Source organism: Fangia hongkongensis FSC776 = DSM 21703, from assembly GCF_000379445.1.
In the GTDB taxonomy this organism is placed as follows: Bacteria; Pseudomonadota; Gammaproteobacteria; order Francisellales; family Francisellaceae; genus Fangia; species Fangia hongkongensis.
Genome location: NZ_KB902273.1, coordinates 15405 through 40322 on the forward strand (window position 1 = coordinate 15405; position 24918 = coordinate 40322).

The following is a 24918-nucleotide window of genomic DNA, read 5'->3' on the forward strand; positions in this document are numbered from 1 at the left end:
ATAGACAAGCCAGCGTAACATACCAATCTATCTTGGCATGTTATCAAAGCATATTATAAAATGAGCCTGCCATTCTTTTATATCATGCAGATATCTCGGGCACAACTATTTATTTAATATCAAGACTGTTTTTTGTACTCAAATGAGAACCATTTATCATAAACATGATCCAAATGATTCGTTTCCATTTGGTAGTTTTGTACATAAGGTTTGACAAGATGAACAACTGCATTTGAAAAAAGTGGAACAATTGGATAGTCCTTCATCGCAATTTCCATTGCTTCAGTGTAATAAGGTTTTGCAGCTTCTGGAGATCTTTGCTTTTGCCCTTCAGCAATCAGCTTATCATACTCAGGATTACAGTACCCTGCGTTATTTTGTGGATTATTACAAGTCCACATAGAGGCAAAGTTATCAATTGCATTGAAATCAGCTACCCATCCATCACGGGCAACACCTTGAAAGTCATGTGACTGTCTGACTTTTAAAAACACTTTAAACTCAGAGTTTGCAAGCGTAGAGTCCACACCCAGAGTCTGCTTCCACATCTGAGCAATCGCCTCCATCACTTTTTTGTGGGTGATATCTGTATTATATTCAATCGAAATTTCAAGCGGGTTTTCTTTAGAATAACCGGCTTCTTTATAAAGCTTCTTGGCAAGTTCAATGCGCTTTTGCATTGGCCAAGTGCTCCATTTGTATTGAACATCGCTATAAATGCCATTTTCAATACTACTTGGGAAGAAACTATAAAGTGGAATATCTCCTGCTTGAGTGACATATTTCACTAAATCTTGTCGGTTAATCACCAGCGAAAGCGCTTTTCTCAGTTTCACATTATCTTTAAACGGTGGTTTTAATAAATTGAAGTCTAAATACTCCATATCCAACCACTCGGTTGATTTCAATTGCGTGCCAAATTTCCTTTTGATTGACGGAAGGTTCCCTGTTGGTACATACATCACATAATCAAGCTGACCCGATGCATAGGCATTATAAGCAGACATTCTATCGACAATTGGCAAGAATTTTACATTTTTAATATGAACATTCTTTGCATCCCAATAATATGGGTTTTTAGTGACGGTAATATGGCCATTTTGAATCCATTCTTTTAGATAATATGCACCATTAGAGACATAATGCTCTGGGGTAAAGAAACTGGCACCGTATTTTTTCACGCCTTTGATGTAAACAGGATAGGAAACAGGATCAGTCATAATACTTAAAAAGTAATATACCGGATGATCTAGTTTAATCTCTAACGTATGGCTATTAAGCGCTTTGACACCCAAAGATGATACCGGTTTTTTGCTATCCATAATGGCTTGAGCATTTTCAATTGGGGCAAGTTTATAACCCATTTCGGCAGCATTTTTTGGATTGACTGCTCGCTTGAATGCATAAACAAAATCCGCTGCTGTGACCGGTTCACCATTAGACCATTTTGCATCTTCACGAAGATGAAAAGTATAGACAAGACCATCATCTGAGACTTTCCATGATTTTGCCACACCCGGTACAGGTTTGTTGCTTTGATCCTCTGATAAAAGTCCCTCACCAATATCATATAATATACTTGCTGACACATTTGTTTGTGCATGAATTGGATCAAGCGAATCAGGCTCTGAGCCATTACCGCGCACAAGTGTATCTTTACCTGCTGGTGCATATGTATTTGCAGATGATTTTGCACTATTTTGATCTGATTGGTTTGAGCCACACCCTGCAAGCGTTAACGACAGTGCCCCTGCGCCTAGCATAATTAAAGCTGTTTTTTTCATTCCCATAATCCCTTCCCCTGTTTTTAATGTTTAATTGTTTTACTTTCTGCATGAAATCGCACACATCCCCCGTTTAGCCTTCTTCCATAGGAGTCTAAATCTTCAATATGGCGCAAAATATCCCTATATCTAAGCCTCATAATCCCTTATACCAACCACAAAATCACGATTGGAATATTCACACAGTCCCTCTGCCTTGAAAACCAGTAAGTAAACTGGTAATAACACAAAGCAGCTTCATTCATCACCCAATTAGATTATGAGTTTCTTTTGAGTTTGTCACGAAAAATTTTTATTTGCTGATAAGAAAATGTAATTAAACTACTTACTCATTTAATGATTCTTTTAGCTTATTAATCATCTCATAGGGCATATCAGGAAATACCGGTGGAATAGTCACCTTCATGCTTTTTGGCAATGTGGATAAATTAAGTGGATATAAATATAAGCGCCCATCTTCAGCCCCATCAACTTCACTCTTCCCGGGGGGAATATCACACCAAAAGCTTTGATACTCATGGCTACTATTATTCATACAAACGACCTGATTTCCTCCCCAAGCTTCAGCATTCACTTTAATGCCACCGCCCACTACATTGAAAGCCGAAGCAGTTGTATCCATGCTGACACCAGCGATCATGCTAAAAGCACTTTTTGGGGTATGGGTTGTCAATGTATAGTTGGCTGTTGAGTAATTCCATAAATCAACGCCTGACACAAAATAATCACCATAGCGCTCATAAAAAATCACTGAATAGCTTGGATCTTTTTTTACCTTCTCAACATCAGATTTAAAGCGCTCGAGCATCATACTTTCAAGCTCACTGGGAGAAGTGCTTGCAGCTTTAAAAGAAAGTTTTATCCCATCTGAAATACGGCTAAATGTTCCTTTCAAACCAAGGTTTGCACCAGAGATTTTATGAGCCAGCTTTGTACTAAAACCAAAAGTAGCCTTGAGAAAAATATACTGAAAGCTTGTATTGATATCAATATTTGTCCCACCTGAGCGCGCAAATGAGTCAAAATTTGAATTTAACTCATTGACAATAAAAGTAGAGCCTGATGCGTCTTGACGTAAAAATGAACCCATTTTGTCAGTATCAAAAGTTAAATTATCAATTTTAAACTGACCTGTCTTTGCATAATATCCCGTCCCAGGCACCACAGCATAATATGGCAAATCACTCTGCTCCATAGTACTTTCAATCGCAAAACTGGAGCCTGACAGTCCCATAAGTGCCATCACTGATAATATTCTTTTACTATTCGTTAACATTCCACCTTCCTAATTTTTAGTGGATTTGTTGTTAACCCCCTTGTACAACTGCCACCTGGTCTTAAGAATATTTTCAATACTTATAATGATTCATATTTTTACTATTTAAAATAAAATTACAGCAAAAACTGAATAAAATATGACTTTTTGTTATTTCTGAAATCCTATTAATTTGCCACAACTTTGCGCTATACCACTCGCGAATCATTTTGCGATGTTTAATGTTGAAGAAGTTTTTGATAGTTTTGAGTCATTGGGTTGCAGGTAATAGCTCGGACTATTAGCAATATCTGATGACTCAAAAGAACAAGAAATTCAATGGCAGAAATAGGGTAAAATGGTTTGCGGGTGGTATATATCAAATTTTGCCACCAATTTTTCCTTCTTTGAGCTGCTTCGTATATAATGCTTGCATTTAGATTGATCCATAGAATTCATGTCTACCAATGCCTTACAAAGAAAATCTGCACGCCTGTGGCTAAGAGCGCTTGCAAAACCCGCTAAACGATGGATTCAGCTGACGGTAATTATCAGCTTTATCAGCGGTCTTCTACTGATCTTACAGCTCTATTTGCTGGCTCATATTTCCTATAGTGCATATATTGAGAAAATCACAAAATGGCAGCTTATTAGCTATTTTATTGCTATTGGGATTATTGTTATTGTTAGAGCATTACTTGCCTGGGTTAGAGAAATCGTCAGCTTTCAAGCTGCGGCAAAGGTAAAGCTTGAGCTTAGAGACAAAATTATCCAACATATAAATACACTTGGACCGATCACATTATCAAAAGAATCCTCTGGCGATATTATCAGCGCTGCTATGGAACAAGTTGAAGGGGTGAACAATTTTCTAACGCGCTTTTTACCGCAAATTTCACTTGCCGCTTTAATGCCCATTGCTATTTTGGTATTTATCTTCCCACAAAGCATCGTCAGTGGCATTATTTTGCTTGTTTGTGCACCTTTAATTCCACTTTTTATGATGCTTGTTGGCTGGGGCGCTGAAAGTGAAAACCAAAAACATTTTAAAACACTCGCACGCATGAGCTCTGGCTTTTTGGATACCTTGCAGGGTCTTAGCACATTAAAGCTCTTTAACCGTGGAAAGCCCCACGCAAAGGCCATTTTTAATTACTCTGATCAATACCGAATTAAAACAATGAAAGTCCTTCGCATTGCTTTTTTATCCTCAGCAGTGTTAGAGGTGTTTTCAGCGGCATCCATTGCTCTTGTTGCTATCTACTTAGGGATGGGCTTTATTAATGCAGGTGCTGACAACTCTTTATGGTGGAGTTTAGATAACATCACACTTCAAGGTGGGCTTTTTATACTGCTTTTGGCACCTGAGTTTTTTCTGCCGCTAAGAGAGCTTAGCACACACTATCATGCCAAAGCTGAAGCAGTAGGCGCGGCAATTGAACTAGAAAAACTATTCGCTTTAACCCCACAAAAAACCAATGACAATCTCACGCTTGATAATACGCATATTGAGCGCATCGATTGCCAGCATCTGAGTTTTTCTTATCATAAAGATACGTCAGCTGTTTTAAAAGATATCAATCTATCTATCTCCCGTGGACAAAAAGTTGCCATCATAGGACCAAGCGGCGCAGGGAAAACCACACTTTTAAATTTACTTCTAAAGTTTATTCACGCCGAAAATAATGCTATCTCTATCAATCACAAAATAGCTTTAAATGACATTAACGAGAAAGAGTGGCTAAAGCACATCAGCTGGCTTGGACAAACAACGGGCTTATTTAAAGGAACGATCCGCTCAAATTTACTTTTGGCAAACCCAGAGGCAGATGATAATACCCTTTTTGATGCCATTAAAATGGCTAAGTTAGAGCAGTTTATCTCCACACTTCCAATGGGACTTGATACCGAAATTGGTGAGCAAAGCTTGGGGCTCTCAGGCGGACAAGCACAAAGGCTTGGACTTGCTCGTGCTTATCTCAAGCCTTGTAATTTACTGCTTTTAGATGAACCTACAGCATCACTTGACAAAAAAACAGAAAAAGAAATTTTAAACGCACTATATAGCATTTGGAAAAATAAAACCGTTATCATGCTGACACACCGCTTTGAGTGCTTGGCGCATATGGACAACATTATTGTGATGGATAATGGCAAAATTGTCCAACAAGGCACTTTAAACGAGCTTTGCCATGACAAAAATTCGCTTTTTTATAAGCTCTATGCCTATCATCAAACGGAGGGGGAAAAATGCGCGCATTAATCCCATTCTTAAAGCTGTTTCGAAGACAACTCAAGTGGATGACCATCGGCACATTGCTTGCTTTTTTAGCGATCTTAGCCAGCATTGGTCTTTTGTCACTCTCTGGCTGGTTTATCTCGGCTACAGGCTTTGTTGCAACCGCTAGCATCATCGTGGCTCATCAGTTTAATTATTTCTACCCTGCCGCCGGTGTTCGTGCATTTTCGGTACTTCGCATCGTGACACGTTATGGTGAGCGCGTGTTCACGCACGAGGCTACTTTTAAGCTCTTAACAGATGTTCGCCTGTGGATTTATAACCGCTTATTACCACTTGCCCCCTCACATTTAATGGAATATAAAAGTGGTGATCTACTCTCACGTCTTGTCAATGATGTAAATCAACTGGATAATTTATATATTCGCATTATCTCGCCAACTATCGTGCTTCTGCTATCGATTTTGTTAATTGGTGTATTTTTTAGTTTTCTAAGTCTATCTATTGCACTTTTCACTATGGGATTTGCTGCCTTTGCAGGCTTTGTTGTGCCGCTTATAAGTGCACAGCTTGCGAAAAAGAATGCCAATCAATTAGCACAAGAAACAGCAATACTTAAAACTGCGATTACCCAACATATACACTCTATGGCTGAGCTGAAAATATTTAATGCCGATCACAGCCATGCCAAAGAAATTCATATGCAAAGTAAAGCACTTATTCACTCACAACAAAAAATGGCCTTTTTTTCAGGGTTTGGCAGTTTTTTAATGACCTTATCTCTTGGTGCTGCTATTTGGGTGTCATTATGGATTAGCGTTTCTCTGGTGGAAACTGGCAAGTTAAATGGCGCTTTTGTTGCACTTTTTGCCCTTGGAATAATGGGCTTATTTGAAGCGATTATGCCACTTCCTGTTGCTTATCAGTACTTAGGACAAACCCTAAAATCCGCAAAGCGAATCCTTACACTCACCCAACAAAAACCCTCCGTTGTATTTCCTCAGTCAGCCGATAAGCTTGAGCTTATTAGCAAAGATAATGCAAGCATTACATTTAATCATGTGTGCTTTGGTTATTCCCCTCACACAAAAGTGCTGCAAGATTTCAATTTAGTGATTCAAGCAAAAGAAAAAATAGCACTTTTTGGCCCGACAGGCTCAGGAAAAAGCACCATTGTGAATCTTCTTGCACGATTTTGGGATCCTGAAAGTGGGGAAATTCTCATCGGCAAAAATAATATTACGCACTTTGATGAGAAAAGCCTTTACCAAAACATTACGATTATTTCTCAACATGCTCACATTTTTAATAACACCATTAAAGAGAATTTGAAAATTGCCAAAGAAGACGCTACAGATGATGAGCTATACCATGCACTTGATCTTGTGGATTTGAAAGACTTTGTTAAATCACTGCCAAATCAACTGAATAGCTGGACAGGTGAGCTTGGAAAGCATCTCTCAAAAGGTCAAATGAGACGTCTTACACTTGCTCGCATGTTATTATCAGATGCGCCGATTATCGTGTTAGATGAGCCAACTGAAGGCTTTGATAAAATCACTGAAGCCAAAGTGATGAACTCAATTTGGACACACTTACAAGATAGAACCCTGATTTTAATTACCCACAATCAAACCTTGCTGAACAAAGTAGATCGCGTGGTTTATTTTGGCTCATAGACACTAAAATGTAGTAGCTCAAAATTGTCCCCCTACGCCAAGCCCTTTCATATATCTACATGGAGGCACTCGCTGCTCTGCATTTACTGTTGTCTCTTGATCAAATCTAACAAGATTGATAGGCAACTGAAAATAATTATTTTCATCTTTACTTTTTCTTACATAATTGCTCTTTCTACATACGATACCATGATCTATCAGCCGGCTTTGCTCTCCAATGCGACCTTTTTGCAATTTATATTTAAGCTTACAATGATAGTTTAATGCCTTTAACAAGGCTCTAATATCATCCTTATCATTTTCAACAACCTGATTGCCAGAAAACCTAAACACTATAGTAGGTGTAAAACTAAAAATATGACTGTATATTGTTATTTTAAACACATGCCTGGTGTCATATAGCAAATCTGGATCATCCCAGTGTATCCAATACGCCCGATCACTTGCATTGACTCCATAATCAATCGGCGTATCTGTCAATAAAGTTAAAATATCAGTATATGTTATTTCTCTGTTTCGTATTATGTTAGAAAACCTATTCCTGTGGCTAAGAAACTGGCCACGTATATCATGCCCCCTTTTTTCTACCATATTATCATATGTTATTCCGCTAGTTTTTGCCCAGTTTATCCTGAGTGTAGTTAGACATTGTGCTACGTTCTCCATAATGTCCTTATATAGCTCTTCATAAGGATTATGTTGATACGCTATCACCTCTAGTAGACCAAGATTAAAACGTAAAATCTCCGCATAAAATGCCAAAGCATGGAAAGCTTTTGTCTGATCAATATCTAAACGGGGTGGTCTATTTCTTTGTATCTGACACATTTTTTCTGTCCATTTAGTCAACCCCTCACATGTATGTAGATCCAGATCAATTTTACTCCCCGCATATTGAGGATCATATAGATTCTTGGGGATGAGCGCTGGTTGAATTTCTCTAGTCACTATTTCTTGCTGAGTTACACACATAGCCAGTTGTAAACCTTCGCCCACAGGAGTCACGCCATCTCCATATGTTCGAGATTTACTTCTATTGCTAAAATGTAATATCACCGCTTGATCTTCATTATTGGAATTACGATTAACTCGAAGCATTTGAGGGAAGTTCTCAAGCCTATTGATTGCTATAAATTCATTTAAGCTTTGATCTGAAGGCTCTCGGCAAGGTGTTTTAAGTGGTATAGTAAGTGGCATTTTCTATCCTTTATCATTAGTAAATTCAAAATTTATGGTTCACATTGACATAAACCGTATTAGAGATTAACAGACCTTACTTCTATAGAATGACAACCCCTTGTTTCTAAAAAGTAAAGTTTCTATTATCTTCAATGCGCGTTAATAGGCAGGATGCCGTATGGATAAATTATCTGTTGTTTTACTAAACACCGTACGTTGTCCCTCAGGAACATTAAATAAAGCTATCGAAGTTAAATAGGGCAGTGTGAATGCTTCTCTTGTAACTGGATCAATAAGGGCACCGCCCCTACTTTGAATCCAGGCAATAAGTCCTGATCGATCGTATGGTATAGAAGTATTTTGTTGCGGATCATTTATGTATACGCAGTTATATTTTCTTGCAAGACTGATATAACAATAATTAAAGGCATTATTTTTAGGGAGATCCCTGATATAATTTATGAAATTTTGACCCGCTTGTATGCCATTTAGACAATTCGCAATTTCATTTCGAAATCCACGCGCCTCTTGCCATAACTCATGGATTCGTTCTTGCTGAGCACCTCCATTTGGATGTGTCCAAGGTTGACTTGCTGAAGAAATTACCATACAAAACAGTACACTTGCCGCTTGGTAGCAGTCATAGTCAGAAGGCCTATTTGCAAAATTCATCTGTTGTAAGTGTTGTAATGCCTGACCCGCTCGCTGTGGCAAGACTGCACCCATGTTTCTCGCTTGCAGGTATACTGCATTTAAATTTGCAATTTGTTGTTGAATGGTATTTAACATTATCTGACTTGGCATAAAATAATTTCATTAATTTAAAATTTCGGGTATTTTAAGCGCTTAACCTAAACTTGTTAATATTTATTATGCTTAATTTATCAATTTATTTCTTTGAGTTAAATAGATAATAAAATATTGATTTAATCATTAATAGATTTATTGTAAATAGACGCTGAATTATAAATGGAATGCCTCTTTTAGTGAATAATAAATACACTTGTCTACATAAAAACATTAAAAAGCTTTCTGCCTTAGAGAATTTTCAAAATTACTATGACTTCCTCGGCAAAGATGAAGGTTATTGCTATGGATTAAGCGCATGCTGGGGACAGGCTGCATTATGCAATGAACTATCAACCTACTATGAGCGTTTAGATTACCTTACAAGGGATTATAAACTGCATCCTGTATCCTTTATGAGAAAGTCCTTCACATCACTAACTGAACTAATAGAGGCTTACTGTGATGCTAAAAAACTTTGCCGTAATAATCTTATTACTAGTCAGCTATATTACAAAAATGAGCTTGGCCGGCTAGAAATACTTGACTCTATTAATGCATTTTTGCAGACACTCATTGTTTATCACACACCTTGCTCTCTACAAATCTCGCCTAAACATATTAGCCAGAATATTGAAGCATTCTCGACACTTGTCGCTAATAAAAAAATCCATGCCTATAATGCAAATAATTCCAATACACTCACACCACAAATATCTGAGTATGCAAGTGTTGTCTTTTGGGGGGATAAAAAAGCATATGCAACGCTTTTCTCAGCTATCAAACTTCTGCCAGTTATTAAGAATAATGCCTATTTTATTAGCGTTTCAGGTTATGGCCATAGTATTGGGCTTAGAAAGCATCAATATCACTGGCAGGTTTACGATGCAAATTTCATGACTGAAAATATATATATCAAACCTCTTTTTAGTGATGATGCATTGGTCAATCAGCTGTATCAAAGCTTTGCTGTTACATCAAAAGAGATCTCTTTGAGTATAAAGCTGTATGTGATGGCAAAAGATAACCAGCAAGCTGCTGATACAAGAGACTTAATATTACTTGCCTATCACTATCTTAATATCAATACTAAGTTGCAACATTATATTCAAAAGCACCGCCCTTTTTGCTGGAATAAAGAATATGTTGCCCGCGCTATGCTCTTATCACAACAGCTAAAATCCGAGCGATCTCTACAAAAAGTCTTATCTCTACTTGAACAGGAGGAACAGTTTTGTATTAGTCATCGCAATATAGTCAGTGGAAATAAAGACACAAAAACATTTTGGCTAGGAAGCAACTACTTTTTGTTGTTAAATTCGCTTAAATGCCAGTCAGAAGCATCTCTTAGCAAAGATGAACAGAAAATTTATGCCGCGACTTTTCTTCATGAACGCTTATATGCAAAGCAAAAAATGTGTCCTCATTATTTTTATCTTTTATGTGCTGAGGGCAAGCTTGGGGTTATTAAAGCCTGCTTTGATCAGCGCTACTTTGATCTTAAATCAATGTGCACAGAGCAGTATAGTCCGCTTGTTATTGCCTGTCAGAACTCACATACAAACACTGCCCTTTTCCTTATAGAGAAGCTGCCATATGAAATGGTCAACCGTCCAAACTCAAGTGGTGTTCATGCTTTTTGGTCAGCCTGTCAATCTGGGGCAGCAAAATTAGTGCAGGCTATGGTGCATGATCCTAAAGTTTCTACAACGACATTGTTTAAAAATACAAATGCACTATATATTGCCTGTCAAAATGGACACGATAAAGTTGTCGAAATACTCATAAAACATACCTCACTCTTTTTACATCCACAAAAACATGAAATGCTGTTATTTTTAGCGTGTCAAGGAGAGCATGAAAAGGTTGTAGCGACTTTACTTAAGTATGTTGACCGCTACTGTATTAATGAATATGTGACTCTACACACACCACTTATGGTTGCTTGTAAAAAGGGAAATTTAGCCATTGTCACAATGTTGCTTCTGTGTCGAGAAACCGATATTAATGAGATTAACCTTTTGGGCGATAGTGCATTTTCAATTGCAGCTAAAGAAGGCTATCAGGATATCATGCGACTTTTTATCAAAACAAGAAAACTTGATAAAAAGACTATTGCGCGCACCGTTTATCAAGCCTGTAAAGAGTACAATCACAATGCACTTAAAGTACTGATTCAATACTACGGAAAGTGGCTACATCAGAAAGAGTACTATCACTATTTAACCTTAGAGCAAATAAAACAAGTCCGTGCTATTGTGAAGCACTGTAAAATTGCTTAGAGCTATAGTAAATGACATTGATTTACACTTGCCATAAAAACATATCTAATCCCGCCTGATTTTTTTAGAATTATTTTACCCATAAATGTCTGCAAGTATAGAAATGTTGTCAAAAAGTGAACTTATCCGTGCAGCGGCTATTTTTATTGTAATCGCTTTAACCCTTGGCACTGTCACAGGACTTTGGAGCAACCCTTTATTTACCCGTAAGATAGAAGTAAACCTTTGGGACTATCTTATATTTATTCCCTATGCACTACTTATTGGGCTTTATTTTGGCATGAAAACGACCAGTTGTCGCTTGCATAAAAACAAACTGGGTATCGTCCTTGGCTTTTTGGGTTTCGCCTGTCCCACTTGCAATGCACTGTTATTAGCGGTGTTTGGCTCAGGCGCACTTATCAGCTACTTTGAACCTATTCGCGCCTATATAGGTCTTGCTGGGGTCATTATTATGGCGTATGCACTGTGGCAGAAATATAGGCTTAGAGCCAGTCAGCCCTCATATGCATCCAGATAAATTTCTAATAATAAAAGTAATAATAAACGATGTTTCACGTTCTCATTTTTTTGGAAAAGCTCACTTGCAAACCTTTGTAAAGAGCCATTATTTTCCTGAAGAAAAACATTATCAAGCTGATAGCCATCAAGCTTTGAATAGTGTGAAATAAAGCCCGCTAACCCCATAGCTAAATACTGAGTAAGTGATGTTTCTTTTTTGCCAGAGTTCATAAGAAACACAAATAACCCATCGATAAACTCCCGTATCTGACTCTCAAAGTTAGGAAAGTTGTCATAATTAAATGATATTGTTAACGCGTAGCGCTTAATAGTATCTGCAAAGAAAAGTACATCATATGCTCTTAGCAAACCAAGGTTTGTATGACCATCTCCTCTTAGCGCATCCCCATAATACATTGCACCTGAGAGCTTTAAGAGTTTAAAGTCTTGTGAAAATTGAGGATTAGCCGCTGATGCTAAAAGCCCACTTGCCAACTTTGTGGCAGAAAATGGGTCATTCAAACCATATTTAAGGTAAATATCAACCCCAGCAATATATGGAAATAAGTTCGGGCTTAGTTTCTGACGTTCAAGATAAATTTTCACACAACTTATAATGGCATCACAAAAATCGATTATCCGTGAGATACGTTTTGCTGTCTCATCTTTTGCGCCTTGATTCTCATTGCCCAAGCCTTTTATATGTGCAATGATTTCCTGATAACAACCATTAGCTCTTATATCTCCTATATCTGACATAACCATTGCCGTTAACTTTAGATTGGGCAAAATTAACTTAATTTCATCAGCATCATAACGCTGTAACATCTCTCGAGTCGCTCTTCTAGATTCCACTTCATTTAGTCTACAGCTACTCCAATAATGCAAGCCAGAAATATCATTAAGCTCAATATTTCCTCTATTTTGTTGACTGCCTGATTGTTCTAATAATCTGCCAACTATAGCGGAAAATGAATACATAAATGAGATTTTTTTTAGATTGAAATTGAGCTTTAGTGCTACATTCCTATCGGCGTGTTTCGTAAACATACCATTAAGCTGGATTGACTTTATCTGATGCTGAAAAAATAGTGGCTCATTGAGTGATAAGCAAGGTAAGTTTTGATTCTTTAAGTTCTTTAATGTGATATTACCCATATCAATTTTATGCTTGCTAGCTACCGTTACTAAAGCATATGACAGATAACATAATAAAATAGTCTTGAGTGAAAAAAGCTTCTCACCTGATTTCTCCTCAAGGACTTCATCTATTTTCTTTAATACTTGCTCTACGGAAACTGAATGTCCTAGTGTTTCAATAAATGATTTGAGATTATACGCTCTTCTGATACCTGAGTTGCCATGCGAAGAGAAGTTAATTTTATACCCTGTGAAATTATCTATTGACTTGGATGTGGCAATTTGATGGTGTACTTTATACATATCAATTGCCGCGAGAATTTCCTCTTTTATAATCAGAAACAATTTTTCATTTGAAACAGCCAACTCACCTACTCTCCAGATATATCGCTTGCTTTATACACCACCCTCAACTGCATTTATGGAATAATAAAACACAATTAAGAAATAAAATATATACAAATTATGGTGTGGCTGCAATATATGAAATGCAGTTATGGAAAATGATGTAAATTTGCATGAAACATTCCAGTCGTGCCAACAACTGGCGCACCTATGTTAAAGCTGGATATTGCCTACCACCTCCACAGCTGTAGTATAGTCATGTCCCTGGCGCAGCAAATATTGTATCCGCTTTTGTTTGTCTTTGATATCTTTAATATCGCTATGATACTTGTTTTCATAGCATTGAGATGCCTGATGAAACCAATCAATAGCTTGCTCAGAAAGGACGCTCTCAACAATCACTTTATCAACCTGCTTCTCATAAACAAGCTTCTGTATGATGCGCCCTTTACCATAGTGCTTATTCAAATATGAGGCAACTAACATCTCGGTCAAGCGCCGATCAGATTGCCAGTTTTGATCACTGAACTCTGTTAATAGTGCTTCAATTTCATCATGCGAGAGCTTATTTCTTGCTTTGAGTTTAGATTTAAGCTCAAAGCGAGAGTACTCTTTTTTAGATAAGAGAAAAAAAAGATAATTACGCTCAGCTTGCAGCATCTGTACCATTGTCTGATACTTGCTCTTTGGCGCCTGTGCGCGCAGGCAGAAGCTTTTCTAATATTGCCCTATGAAGACCTGTTTTTACTTCTTCATGTTCTTTTAAATACTGGCGAACATTGTCTTTACCTTGTGCGATACGTGTCCCATTATAGCTATACCATGCACCTGCTTTATCAACAAGACCATGCTTGACACCTAAGTCAATAAGCTCGCCCTCTAAAGAAGTTCCTTCACCATATAAAATATCAAACTCTGCCTGTTTAAAAGGAGGTGAAACCTTGTTTTTGACAACTTTAACCTTGGTCTCATTACCCAGAATTTCATCTGCTTTTTTAATCGGGCTCCCTCGGCGAATCTCCAGACGAACAGAGGCATAAAACTTAAGTGCATTTCCACCTGTTGTTGTCTCAGGGTTGCCAAACATCACCCCTATTTTCATACGGATTTGGTTAATAAACACCACTAAGGTATTTGAGCGTTTGATATTTGCAGTAAGCTTTCGTAGCGCCTGTGACATCAGCCTTGCTTGAAGACCCATATGAGAGTCTCCCATATCACCCTCAATTTCGGCTCTTGGTGTTAATGCAGCAACAGAATCAACTACGACAATATCAACTGCACCTGATCTGACCAGCATATCTGTAATCTCCAGCGCCTGTTCACCGGTATCAGGCTGTGAAAGAATCAAATCATCAACATTCACGCCCAATGCCTTTGCATAGGTAGGATCAAGCGCATGCTCTGCATCAATAAATGCCGCTGTGCCTCCTTTTTTCTGGCACTCAGCAATAGCTTGAAGCGTTAGCGTTGTTTTTCCAGAGGACTCAGAACCATAAATCTCAACAACTCGCCCCATAGGTAAGCCCCCAATACCAAGGGCAACATCAAGCCCAATACTTCCAGTTGATATCACCTCAATATCTTGCATAAGTGGCTGGTCACCCATGCGCATAATAGAGCCTTTTCCAAACTGCCTTTCAATTTGTGATAATGCTGATGATAATGCCTGTTCTTTATTACTCATAACCCATCTCAAATAACATTTTTTCCTAGCCAATAATGTATCACCTATGGCGCTTTAACTAAAGGAAAATCCATTACATGTTAAACATTATCTGACTCAAGAAGAATTTTTTATTATCAAAAGCCCTTGACCTCAAGTTAACTTGAGGATTTAACATCAAATACAGAAAGTTCAACTAGCGAAAGCTGAATCAATTTACCGTTGGAGATAGACATGCATCTAGAACACATCAATCTTGTTGTTAAGAATTTAGAACAGTCACTTTTGTTTTATAAAGCGACTTTTCCTCATTGGAAAATACGATCACTGGGGGAGTCAAACTGGTATCAATACAAGCGAAAATGGTTACATTTTGGTGATGATTATCAATATATTGCGCTTAGTGATCATGGTGCAGGCGACAATCGTGACTTAAAAGGCAACCAAGTAGGATTGGCACATTTTGCATATGTTGTACACGACATTCAAGCATTAGAAAAACGCATGCTTAACGCTGGATTTAAGTGTAGCATTTCCATCACAGCGGATAAATTTAGAAAAAAAACTTACTACATAGACCCTGATGGATTTGAAATTGAATTTGTTCAATATACAAGTGATCTTCCTGATGAAAGAAATGCAGATTGATGCGTGCTGATTAAGCTCCCAGTTACACCTGTAAATGTATTGGCAATGCCAATTTCAATGCGCTTATCTTTAGCATATTGAATGGCCTTTTCCTGCACAATACCAGCACCACATCTGGCAAGTTGAAGCATCTGATCATAGCTTAATGTATTGATCAAGAGCGCATCTTTTTTCTCCGGATGCTTATTAAATACCCCATCAACATCTTTATATAATGTGCATTTTTCAAGTGCAAGAAGATCTGCCAATGCTACAGCGGTCAAATCGGACCCGCCACGTGATAATAGGGTGATTTCCCCCTTTGCATTCACGCCCTGAAAACCAGGGATAACACAAACATCAACGCTTTCAAATTGCTGATATATGAAATCTTTATTAATACTAAACGCCAGTGGCTTATGTTTATTTTCATGCACCATAAAGGGAATTTGCCAAACTTGTAGCGCACTTACTGTCACATGCTGATTCATTAAACCGGCGCTTAAAAGGCTTGCTGATTTCATCTCACCTGTTGCAACAATTAACGCTATTTCAGCTTGAGTGGTAATATATTGTGCTTTAGCAAAAGAATATAATCTGTCCGTTTCTCCCGCTTCAGCTGAGACAACAGCAATGACTTTTTTACCTGATTTAATATGTGATTTAATCACTGAAATAACAGCTTGACGTGTGACTGTACTTTGCATTGAAGTGCCGCCAAATTTGATCACAGAAATGGCTTTTGTATCTGTAAACATGCTCTTTATCTATCCTTTACTACGCCGCCAATACCGCACTATTATGCACTTTTTGCTTATGAGATGCATTTAACTTCCTTAGGAAATAAAGAGCGCCTAAAGCACCGGGGATAGATAAAATCCCACCCAATGTAAAGAGCATACCATAACCTAAATATGCAGCAAGATAGCCACTTATTGACATGCCAGAGATATAAATCAGTAACTCCGCACAAATTAAAATAGTAAAATCCGTACCGGCTTGTTTTTTTGAGCAATGCTGCATAAAAATTGTATAGAGCACCACCATTTCCATTAATCTTGAGGCCATATTGAGCAGCACAACACTAAAGACAAGCACACTATTGCCTATACCAAGAAGGGCAATTGCACCCAAAGAGAAATAACAAAACCCACGAATGCAAGCAAGCAATATAATCATTTTATTACCACCTAATGGCTTAAATAAATAGCTTGCAACTGTTGCACCAAGCAGCCCAATAACGGCGCTGCCAATACCCATAACAACACCAATGGTGCTAAGAGGAATGGATAAGTCGACCAGAAATGCCGATTGCATCCCCATCACCAAGCCCTCACAAGCACGATAAATCAAACACATTGCTAATAACATCCGTGTCTCTGGGCGCTTTAAAAAGCTTTTAATCGATGGTTGATGCTTTTTACTGGCATCATCAGGGATGTTATCTTCTTTAATAAAAATCATATAAAGCGCAATCACAATACAAACAACAGATAATAAAAGCGTGATTGCTTGCCAGCCAAGCACTTTATACAGCGCAATTAAAAGGGCCCCTCCTAGCATGCTACCAAGTGTTGTTCCTGCAACTCGTGCCAAATTTCCCCAACGAAAATCATCACGTTTTAACTGTTCCAATGAGAACCCATCAATGGCAATATCCTGCGTTGCTGCGACCGATGACAATAGAAACGCCATGAAGAAAATGGCGCCCCAATATTCATGAGGACTCATCAATGAAAAAATCCCCAAGAGCACAATAGTGACAACTTGCATGCCAAGGAACCAGCTTTTTCGCTTGCCAATGCTTACTGTATAATATTTATCAACAAAAGGCGCCCATAAAAACTTTATCACCCATGGCAATAATAAAAGCCCTAAAAGACCAATTTTTTGTAAAGACACCCCCTCTGCACGCAAAATTGTCGGCAGCGCAAAGGTACAAAAATAAAGTGGAATGGCTTGGGCCAAATACAGTATTCCTAAATTAATAAATCGTCTATTCATGTGTCTCGCTCAGCTTTTTATCCCATGGAGATGGTAAGTTACATTTTGTTAAAAGCTCATGTGCTTGAAGCTCTGCTTTTTTTACATCTTCAACGACAATACATTGAAAAGGCATACCCTTTGACATTGCTGGGGCATTGATCTTCTTAATAATCACAGGATCCTGTGTCACACGAAACATGCCAAGACACCACTTTGATAGCTCATTTTTAACTGATTTGAACCAAATTGCCTGTTTTTTTCTCGCCCTGTGTTCAAATTGATAATGCTCATCAAAGGTACTAATAAGCACAAATTCTCGCTTTTCTTTCAAAATCCGATCACAATCAGACAGCCAGTTAATGACTTCTTCATAACTTGGATAACTATGAAAATGCATCCTCACCACTGGCCAGTCATTTATATTACATCGAATCATATTGCCTCACCTTCTTTGTTTATGCTATCTGCCAACTTCGCTAAAAACTGTGATTTTTCACAGGAAAAAAGATAGGCATTTTTCTCTGGTAAAATAAGTTTTCCTTCATTTTGATAGCCTAATCTAGGGGCTACTTTTTGAAAAGCAATCACCCGAACATCTGGCTCAAATAACACACGCTGAGCGTTAAGAATATCAAAGCAATATGCGCTAAGTACACTAATTAACGCTTCACTATGACCCTTATTCAGTGCAGATCTCTCCCCAATTAATAAATGCCAACCATAATCCCCCACTTGAGTAGGATAATATGCTGACAGACGATCTTCTTGTGCATTATAAATCTCAGCATAGCCAATTTCTCTGCCATGAATCGATAAGATAAAAAGCTGTTGATGCATATCAGATAATGCTTGAGAGAAATGTGCTTTTAACCTCTCTTTTGATTGATTCAAATGCCAAAACTGAGCAACATGCTCCTCATTCATCCACTTGTGCAAGTTATCAATATCGCGCTCGAGCTCAACTGCACGCATCTTAACATGTCCACAATCAAACTCATTGACTCTTCGATTGGCAAGATAGCCTAAATATAAAGGGTTCTTTAGTGTATCTGTTGGTAACACTTTTGGCCTTTCAGGGGCATCGTTATACCCCACCTCAAGCACCCTTAAGCGATTAAGACACAATTTCCCAAAGCGCTTTTTATATAAATTAAAGCGTTCAAAGCGCGTGCTTAATTGAGGGTGAGAGGTTTGATAGCGTGTTATACAGTCATCTAACTTCTGATAAAATTTGATTTCAGGAAAATCATGTTTTTTGGCCAAAATTGCAGATAAATAGCGATAATGAACAACAAATAAACCCGTGTGAATAAATTGTAAAAGATAATCATCCTCTACACGCGGAATGGCACTTTTAACTTCTTCAGCCAAGTCCTCTAACTCTTTTAGCTCATCTTTACAAATATTAATATCATCAACAAAATCTTTCATTGCAAGCCCAACAGGGCGGCCATTTTCAAGCAAAAGAATACTGTTCTCTCCATGTGGGGAGAACACCATGCCATAGCGATATAGAAAATGTAGAAGTGGCGGCAATGTATTGTCAAAAAACCTCTCAAGCCAAAGATCAAGCGTTAATCCTGAGCTTTTAATCAACTCGCCCACCACGGTATTCCCGTTCTTATCAACATGCACCAAAGCGGCCATTGTCATGGCCTTTTCATTATGCTCTAGTGTGCTTTGAATACTTTGGCGCCAAATGACACCCAGCTGTTCGGTGAACTGATAGGGTGCTCCGGAGAAGGATGCTTGGTGTGGCGGATGATAATACATACTGGCAAGCTCGCCTAATAAAATGAATCGACAGTTTTTTAGAAACTGATCGTTTTTAGCAATAGACTGAACCCACTCAGTTAAAAGAGGTGCTGCTTTTGTTTGCGCCTCTGGTAACCCTCGATATACAGCCGTATTAAAAATGCTAAGCGGCAGTTTGACGCTATATTTCTCTGGAAATGAAATATTAGAAAATGTCCGGATAGACTGCATTGGCAAAAACTGATCTGTGCTTTGACCTAGATAGATAAGATTCCTTTGGGCAATATCACTTAAAAACTGTTGTTGCAGCACATTATCCCACTGCCACGGGTGGCAAGGAAGATAATAATATGTATCTGATTTGGCACCTGCTAATCTTAATATATCATCAAAGTGAGTTAAGCTCTCTTCATCCAGCTCATGGTGAATCACTTTATCATAACAAAGCGTTGACAGTGACTGAAAGCTCGTTAATGTCTTACTGACTGCAAGCCAGATAAGTTTTTGCTCTTTTTGCATCTCAGGCGCGTAGTGCTGATATTCACTGGCAGAAAAACCAATTCGCCCCTTGTTAATAACAAACCATGGGTGCCCTGTCATAACCCCTTCAATCTTTGCATATGGAAGCTGAATAATTTCATCTGCCAGAGTGTTATTTTTAGCCAAAATCATACTATCAGCGTATAGCGTATTGTTAAGCTCACGGATAAAATGCGCCATTGTATGTGAGTCAATTTGAGTGATTGCTTTTGTTTCAATCACAAAATCTATTGCATCAACGGCCTTTGTTATCTGATTGTTGTGATGACGCATTACAGAGCCCTTCTCAACCATCAAGTTGCCATAGATACCCTTAATGGCATCAAATGAATAAACAATATGATTTGATACCTTGAGTATATATTTATTGGGTTTAATAGGGTCAGCTTTCGGGGTAAAAATTCCCTCATAACTAAATTCGGCTATTATTTTCTCTAAAAGTCTCGTGCTTGCATTTAAATAGAGCTCTAAATGGTTATCTCTCATTCTTTTTTCCTTTCTCATCTTCCAAGTTATGCCATATAAAATACTGCACTATGCTTCTAATGCTTCCTCTGAGACAATATCCGCGCTTTTATGAACATTGTTAACATAATCATTTTTATCTTCAGCTAAGAGGTAATTATCTGGCACACCAAACGCTGTCAGTGCACTTTTATCAGGAAATTGGTAAACATTTTCACCCATAAGCTGATTGGCAATCATTCCACTTCGATAAGCTCCCAAGGTTAAATCAGGTGCGCCAACACCGTGGGTATGCATCTCAGCATTTTGAACAAAAATATTTGCCTGTAACTTTCTATTCTTTGGCTTAAGTCCATAGTGTCTTGTAATTTGAAATTGACCACTTTCATCCATAGCAAAGTGTGATTTGATATTATCCATGAGACTTAAAGAGGCACTTTGATATCCTGTTGCTGCAATAATGAAATCAGTCGGAATACAAAATCGCTTATTTTGCTCTTGATGAAGATAACTACTTTGTATCTTTTTGGTTTGATCATCATAACTTAATTGATAAAGCTGACTGTTAGCAATGAGCTCAGCTGTTTTTTTCCCAAAAGCCTTTTCTTGGTAAAGTAAATCATAGATATCAGCAATGCTCTTTGCGCTAATCCCTTTGTATAATAGATCCTGATCTTTAATCAATCTTGTCTTCACTTTCTCATCTAAGTGATAGAAATAATCAATATAATCGCTGCTAAAGTGCTCTAAACCAAGCTTGGAATACTCCATTGGGAAAAAGCCTTTACTTCTGGTCAACCAGCTTATTTTTGTTGCCCTTTTCTTAGATTGCATAAGATCAATAAAAACCTCTGCTGCACTTTGCCCAGAGCCAATAATACTGATGTGCTCTGAGTTCAGTGCTTGATCTTTAATGTTCAAATAGGAACTACTATGATGCACCTTTGTTTTCATGTGATCATTGATCGATGTCAGTGCATGTGGCAAAGATGGACTCGATCCCACACCGAGGACGATATTTTTAGCTAACACTCTTTCTTTTTTTCCATCAAGATCCTCTTTGATCACCTCCCAATAAGGAGCTTTATAATCAATAGAAAGAACTTTATAACCAAAGTGACAGCTGGATAAACGCTCTGACACCCAGCGGCAATAATCATTATACTCTTTGCGTAAAATCAAAAAGTCTTCTTTAAAGAAAAAAGGATACAGCCGGCCTTTTTCCTTTAAATAATTTAAAAAGCTAAAGCGACTTGTTGGGTCTGCCATCGTAACCAAATCTGCTAAAAAAGGCACTTGTAAGGTTGTCCAGTCCATCATAAGGCCAGGGTGCCAATCAAATTTGTCCTTTTGATCAAAGAAAATACTCTTGATCGGCTTATCTTCTAACAACGCTGCCAATGATAAATTAAAAGGGCCAATACCCACCCCAATTACATCATACACATTCATGCATCACCTCAAATGGATTTTTTATCTCTACATAGACTGATTGTTGAGTTAAAGGGGCTTGTAGCTCATCAAGGCCACTTAAACGCGTCATTAAATTTGCCTTTGCTGGCAGTGTTTTATCCTCAAGAAGCTTTTTGGAAAACCTCTCTGATGTCTGATAACTCTTTGCAAAATGCATGAAGAAACTTTGCGTCATCTCCAAAAGCACTTTCTCACAGATATACTCTGTTGCCGCAAGTGCCTCGATGACTGACAAAAGATGATTGACAATAAAATAATAACAAAAATGATGATCGACAAATTCCAAAGTCCCATCACACAGAAACTCAAGTTCTCTATCTGTTGCAATGTTTTTAAGATTTGGGTGATCTTTGACATAATAATACCCTTGAGAATCTCGATATAGCCCAGCAACAGGAAGTGCATTTTCCAGTTTGACCAGCAGATTTTGTTGATGTGCTTCAAGGGCAATACCATATTCACTATACAGCCACAAAACAGGCGCCACAACAACAGTTAAATAGCGTTTATACCAATATCTGGCCGCTTGCTCATAGGAAAGTTGTTGCATTCTTGAGACTTGTAAAATAAGTGTTTGCAAACGTGTTGTGTTATCAAAGGGATTTATCTCTGTTAAAGCGGCAATGGCACTGATATCTTCATGTGCTTGAAATGGTGCCTCACGGATAATGCAAATACTAGAATCAAGCACCTTTTCATTTACTTTCAGAGCTATGAAAGCAGGGTCAGTGACAAGCCTAAAATCTGGGAACTTCTTAGTGAGCACCTCGCCAAGTTGATTTTGATTTAGCTCATGCACGGCCTTAGCTCGGTAACACTCTTTCTCAAGGTTAACTCGAACAGAGTTGGTAATCGCGATATTTAAAGAAAACTTCAGCATAATATTTGCTGTTGGTGAGTAGACAGTGCGAACCGAACTTGTTGGATAAAACCAAAGCCCTGTTGTCCCTATATCAATGATTTCTTTGGTTTTTAAACAAGCCTCTATCTCCGGCATCTCCAATAAATAAAGTGCCTGCCAAGGATGTAAAACAAATAAATGATATCTCTCACTTGGTTTTTGGAGCCCATCTTTTTCATCACCCATAAAACTTATCAGCAATGCTTCAAGTGTTTGATCCATTGCAGTTTCTGTGCTCAATAATGTTTTTTTCACCCATAGATAATGTAGCTGAAATTTCCCTTCAGTCTCTGGTGAATATTCATGAAATTCCGCATCAGAGAAGCCTTCTCTACTTTTTGCATCTGGCTGAAACCTGTGACCTGACAACAGCATTTGCTCCGATTGAATAAAATGACTTTCTACTGTTTTAAATGCTTGGCTAATGTTAGATTTCCTATAGCTCAGTATTTTCTCCAAATGACACGCTGAGTTCATCACACGCCTGATTACTTCAGCGCCTGTAAAAGACCCAACATCCCCTGAGAGCACATCAACAATCAGTTCAATCACTTGAAGCGGTGCTAGTGGGTGTTTTTTATTACCCTCAACTAAGAATACCGGTAACAACCATTTTGGTGATTGCAGCACACCTGATAATATCAGCTTAATCTCAAGCTTTCTTTGTTTACTCTGTGCACCCAACAGTGGCACCTCTAGATAGTAGCTATTACGCTCTACACTAATTGAATGCAATGTGTAATTATCCGCTTCACGAAAAAAGCAATTTAGAAAATGCCTCAGTGTTATTTCATAGGCATGTGTGATCATGTTCTCTTTCCTCCCTTAAAGCCATCACAAGCTTCTGACCTTGCTCTTTAATTGCTTGTACTGCCTCTTTGATCAGATCAAAGCTTACCTCTGGATGCATAAAAGTGAATTTTAAATAGACTTTGCCTTTCACCTTGGTGCGTGCAATAAGGTAGTTCCCCTGTAGCAACATGTTTTTATAAACACTTTGGTTGATCTTATTTAACGCTTGCTCCGAGCACCTATGATCAATATAACGAAAGACAATTGTATTCAAACGCGCCTCGGCATGAATACTTTCTTGATAGGCAAGCTCAAATTCATCGCTTTCACGCAATAAACAATCTGCTTTTACTGTCATATTAATAATATGATCTATCCAACTACCAAAGCGTGCCTCCCCAGCATGCTTAAGAGCACAAAATAACTTAAGCGCATCAAAGCGCCTTGTAGTCTGTAGGGATTTATCAACTAAATTCAACGCATCAAAAGCATCTTCTTCGGGGTTTAGATAATCCGCATGATAAGAGAGAAGCTGTATATTTTGTTTATTTTTACAAAAAAAAGCGCCACAGCTAATCGGTTGAAAAAAGAGTTTATGAAAATCAATTGTCACTGAATCTGCCTGATCAAGTCCTTCTAAACGTGTTTTATGCTTACTTGAAAGAAGTAGTGCACCACCCACCGCAGCATCAACATGAAGCCATATATCATAAGAGCTTGCCACCTTGGAGAGTTCATCAACAGCATCAATTTGTCCAAAATCAGTGCCTCCTGCTGTTGCAACAACGCCAATAGGCAATAGCCCTTCATGCCTTAGCTTTTCTATTTGATGTGCTAGATGGATAGGGCACATTCTTTGCTTATCATCAACCTTGACAGTACAAATAGCCTCCCTGCCAAGCCCAAGCAGCATTAATGATTTGTGCACGGAGAAATGAGTATACTCTGTACATAATATACGAAATTTTGACGCCTCGGGAGGTAAGCCCAATTGAGTAATATCATGCTTTAGTTTATCGATACAATAATAATCTCTCGCTAATAAAAGCCCCATTAAGTTTGATTGCGTCCCACCGCTTGTAAAGACGCCGTCGGCATTAGTTATATGCTTTGGGTAAATCTTGGCTGAAAATAAATCAATCATTGCCTGTTCAAGATAGGTTGCTATCGGGCTTTGATCCCAAGAGTCCATGGATTGATTCAACACAGAAATCATCATTTCTGCAACTAACGATGCCTGCATAATAGGACAATGTAAGTGCGCCATACTGTGTGCGCTGTTAATATTAACTGAATGTGCTAACACTGGCTTTAGATAGTGCGATAACAGCTGATCAAAAGTTTCTCCTTGAAAGCCCTGTGTTAGACTCTTTGCTAAGGATTGACTCTTTTCAGGCGAAATACCACTATAGGCCTTTTCATTTGCTAGATGCGCGCCAATATACTCACTCACCTTTAACATTAAGGCTTGATAGTGCTTGATCGATGCATCATCAGTTAAAAAATAAGCTTCTTTTTCCATA

General features: G+C 38.1%; 19 protein-coding genes. 5 read left to right on the forward strand and 14 right to left on the reverse strand.

The window, feature by feature from the left end:
• Positions 1-119: 119 nt before the first annotated feature.
• Positions 120-1790: a peptide ABC transporter substrate-binding protein gene (locus tag A37Q_RS15465; RefSeq protein ID WP_018300592.1), complete on the reverse strand. Its 1671-nt coding sequence runs from the start codon at positions 1788-1790 to the stop codon at positions 120-122.
• A gap of 319 nt (positions 1791-2109) precedes the next feature.
• Complete coding sequence (locus tag A37Q_RS0112345) at positions 2110-3060, reverse strand: hypothetical protein (protein ID WP_018300593.1); 951 nt, start codon at positions 3058-3060, stop codon at positions 2110-2112.
• A 436-nt stretch (positions 3061-3496) separates the two neighbouring features.
• On the opposite strand from A37Q_RS0112345, the gene cydD reads away from it, so the two are divergent.
• Positions 3497-5302 carry a heme ABC transporter permease/ATP-binding protein CydD gene (gene cydD, locus A37Q_RS0112350; protein WP_018300594.1) on the forward strand — a complete coding sequence of 602 codons (1806 nt, stop codon included), beginning with the start codon at positions 3497-3499 and terminating at the stop codon, positions 5300-5302.
• Complete coding sequence (cydC, locus tag A37Q_RS0112355; RefSeq protein ID WP_018300595.1) at positions 5290-6957, forward strand: heme ABC transporter ATP-binding protein/permease CydC; 1668 nt, start codon at positions 5290-5292, stop codon at positions 6955-6957. Before cydD ends, cydC begins: the two co-directional genes overlap by 13 nt.
• A gap of 18 nt (positions 6958-6975) precedes the next feature.
• Here the strand turns inward: cydC and A37Q_RS0112360 are convergent, their stop codons facing one another.
• Positions 6976-8154 (reverse strand): hypothetical protein, encoded by a 1179-nt coding sequence (locus A37Q_RS0112360; protein ID WP_018300596.1) that lies wholly within the window; start codon positions 8152-8154, stop codon positions 6976-6978.
• 141 nt (positions 8155-8295) lie between these two features.
• Positions 8296-8940 (reverse strand): hypothetical protein, encoded by a 645-nt coding sequence (locus A37Q_RS0112365; protein ID WP_018300597.1) that lies wholly within the window; start codon positions 8938-8940, stop codon positions 8296-8298.
• 182 nt (positions 8941-9122) lie between these two features.
• On the opposite strand from A37Q_RS0112365, the gene A37Q_RS0112370 reads away from it, so the two are divergent.
• Positions 9123-11204: an ankyrin repeat domain-containing protein gene (locus A37Q_RS0112370; RefSeq protein WP_018300598.1), complete on the forward strand. Its 2082-nt coding sequence runs from the start codon at positions 9123-9125 to the stop codon at positions 11202-11204.
• A gap of 103 nt (positions 11205-11307) precedes the next feature.
• Positions 11308-11724, forward strand: coding sequence for a hypothetical protein (locus A37Q_RS0112375; protein WP_169710317.1), 417 nt, complete (start codon positions 11308-11310; stop codon positions 11722-11724).
• On the opposite strand, the gene A37Q_RS0112380 is transcribed toward A37Q_RS0112375, so the two are convergent.
• The 3 genes from A37Q_RS0112380 to recA form a co-directional block, all read right to left on the reverse strand.
• Entirely contained in the window at positions 11700-13211 is a 1512-nt protein-coding gene (locus A37Q_RS0112380) for a hypothetical protein (protein ID WP_018300600.1), read from the reverse strand. The two genes, A37Q_RS0112375 and A37Q_RS0112380, sit on opposite strands and share 25 nt — an antisense overlap.
• 192 nt (positions 13212-13403) lie before the next feature.
• A complete protein-coding gene (locus tag A37Q_RS15470) occupies positions 13404-13859 on the reverse strand; it encodes a regulatory protein RecX (RefSeq protein ID WP_083907068.1) in 456 nt (151 codons plus the stop codon).
• Positions 13837-14877: a recombinase RecA gene (recA, locus tag A37Q_RS0112390; protein WP_018300602.1), complete on the reverse strand. Its 1041-nt coding sequence runs from the start codon at positions 14875-14877 to the stop codon at positions 13837-13839. The genes A37Q_RS15470 and recA overlap by 23 nt, the downstream gene beginning before the upstream one ends.
• Before the next feature lie 213 nt (positions 14878-15090).
• Between recA and A37Q_RS0112395 the strand changes: the two genes are divergently transcribed.
• Positions 15091-15504 (forward strand): VOC family protein, encoded by a 414-nt coding sequence (locus A37Q_RS0112395; protein WP_018300603.1) that lies wholly within the window; start codon positions 15091-15093, stop codon positions 15502-15504.
• Here the strand turns inward: A37Q_RS0112395 and A37Q_RS0112400 are convergent.
• From A37Q_RS0112400 to A37Q_RS0112430, 7 genes are read right to left on the reverse strand one after another with little or no spacing between them, the layout of a single operon-like run.
• Entirely contained in the window at positions 15462-16241 is a 780-nt protein-coding gene (locus A37Q_RS0112400; protein ID WP_018300604.1) for an amino acid kinase family protein, read from the reverse strand. The genes A37Q_RS0112395 and A37Q_RS0112400 overlap by 43 nt on opposite strands.
• A gap of 19 nt (positions 16242-16260) precedes the next feature.
• Positions 16261-17487, reverse strand: coding sequence for an MFS transporter (locus A37Q_RS0112405; RefSeq protein ID WP_018300605.1), 1227 nt, complete (start codon positions 17485-17487; stop codon positions 16261-16263).
• Entirely contained in the window at positions 17480-17905 is a 426-nt protein-coding gene (locus tag A37Q_RS0112410) for a hypothetical protein (protein ID WP_018300606.1), read from the reverse strand. The genes A37Q_RS0112405 and A37Q_RS0112410 overlap by 8 nt, the downstream gene beginning before the upstream one ends.
• Positions 17902-20250, reverse strand: coding sequence for a GNAT family N-acetyltransferase (locus tag A37Q_RS0112415; RefSeq protein WP_018300607.1), 2349 nt, complete (start codon positions 20248-20250; stop codon positions 17902-17904). Before A37Q_RS0112415 ends, A37Q_RS0112410 begins: the two co-directional genes overlap by 4 nt.
• 48 nt (positions 20251-20298) lie before the next feature.
• Complete coding sequence (locus A37Q_RS0112420) at positions 20299-21681, reverse strand: lysine N(6)-hydroxylase/L-ornithine N(5)-oxygenase family protein (RefSeq protein ID WP_018300608.1); 1383 nt, start codon at positions 21679-21681, stop codon at positions 20299-20301.
• Positions 21668-23413: an IucA/IucC family protein gene (locus A37Q_RS0112425; RefSeq protein WP_018300609.1), complete on the reverse strand. Its 1746-nt coding sequence runs from the start codon at positions 23411-23413 to the stop codon at positions 21668-21670. The genes A37Q_RS0112420 and A37Q_RS0112425 overlap by 14 nt, the downstream gene beginning before the upstream one ends.
• Positions 23394-24917: a pyridoxal phosphate-dependent decarboxylase family protein gene (locus A37Q_RS0112430; protein WP_018300610.1), complete on the reverse strand. Its 1524-nt coding sequence runs from the start codon at positions 24915-24917 to the stop codon at positions 23394-23396. Before A37Q_RS0112430 ends, A37Q_RS0112425 begins: the two co-directional genes overlap by 20 nt.
• Position 24918: the final 1 nt, after the last annotated feature.

Excerpts from the sequence above, each read along its gene's own strand:
- cydC (WP_018300595.1), top strand. The coding sequence starts at position 5,290 with ATGCGCGCATTAATCCCATTCTTAAAGCTGTTTCGAAGACAACTCAAG.
- A37Q_RS0112430 (WP_018300610.1), bottom strand. The coding sequence starts at position 24,917 with ATGGAAAAAGAAGCTTATTTTTTAACTGATGATGCATCGATCAAGCAC.
- A37Q_RS0112395 (WP_018300603.1), top strand. The coding sequence starts at position 15,091 with ATGCATCTAGAACACATCAATCTTGTTGTTAAGAATTTAGAACAGTCA.
- A37Q_RS15470 (WP_083907068.1), bottom strand. The coding sequence starts at position 13,859 with ATGGTACAGATGCTGCAAGCTGAGCGTAATTATCTTTTTTTTCTCTTA.
- A37Q_RS0112420 (WP_018300608.1), bottom strand. The coding sequence starts at position 21,681 with ATGAATGTGTATGATGTAATTGGGGTGGGTATTGGCCCTTTTAATTTA.
- cydD (WP_018300594.1), top strand. The coding sequence starts at position 3,497 with ATGTCTACCAATGCCTTACAAAGAAAATCTGCACGCCTGTGGCTAAGA.
- A37Q_RS0112375 (WP_169710317.1), top strand. The coding sequence starts at position 11,308 with ATGTTGTCAAAAAGTGAACTTATCCGTGCAGCGGCTATTTTTATTGTA.
- A37Q_RS15465 (WP_018300592.1), bottom strand. The coding sequence starts at position 1,790 with ATGGGAATGAAAAAAACAGCTTTAATTATGCTAGGCGCAGGGGCACTG.
- A37Q_RS0112425 (WP_018300609.1), bottom strand. The coding sequence starts at position 23,413 with ATGATCACACATGCCTATGAAATAACACTGAGGCATTTTCTAAATTGC.
- A37Q_RS0112345 (WP_018300593.1), bottom strand. The coding sequence starts at position 3,060 with ATGTTAACGAATAGTAAAAGAATATTATCAGTGATGGCACTTATGGGA.
- recA (WP_018300602.1), bottom strand. The coding sequence starts at position 14,877 with ATGAGTAATAAAGAACAGGCATTATCATCAGCATTATCACAAATTGAA.
- A37Q_RS0112415 (WP_018300607.1), bottom strand. The coding sequence starts at position 20,250 with ATGAGAGATAACCATTTAGAGCTCTATTTAAATGCAAGCACGAGACTT.
- A37Q_RS0112410 (WP_018300606.1), bottom strand. The coding sequence starts at position 17,905 with ATGATTCGATGTAATATAAATGACTGGCCAGTGGTGAGGATGCATTTT.
- A37Q_RS0112400 (WP_018300604.1), bottom strand. The coding sequence starts at position 16,241 with ATGTTTACAGATACAAAAGCCATTTCTGTGATCAAATTTGGCGGCACT.
- A37Q_RS0112360 (WP_018300596.1), bottom strand. The coding sequence starts at position 8,154 with ATGCCACTTACTATACCACTTAAAACACCTTGCCGAGAGCCTTCAGAT.
- A37Q_RS0112405 (WP_018300605.1), bottom strand. The coding sequence starts at position 17,487 with ATGAATAGACGATTTATTAATTTAGGAATACTGTATTTGGCCCAAGCC.
- A37Q_RS0112365 (WP_018300597.1), bottom strand. The coding sequence starts at position 8,940 with ATGCCAAGTCAGATAATGTTAAATACCATTCAACAACAAATTGCAAAT.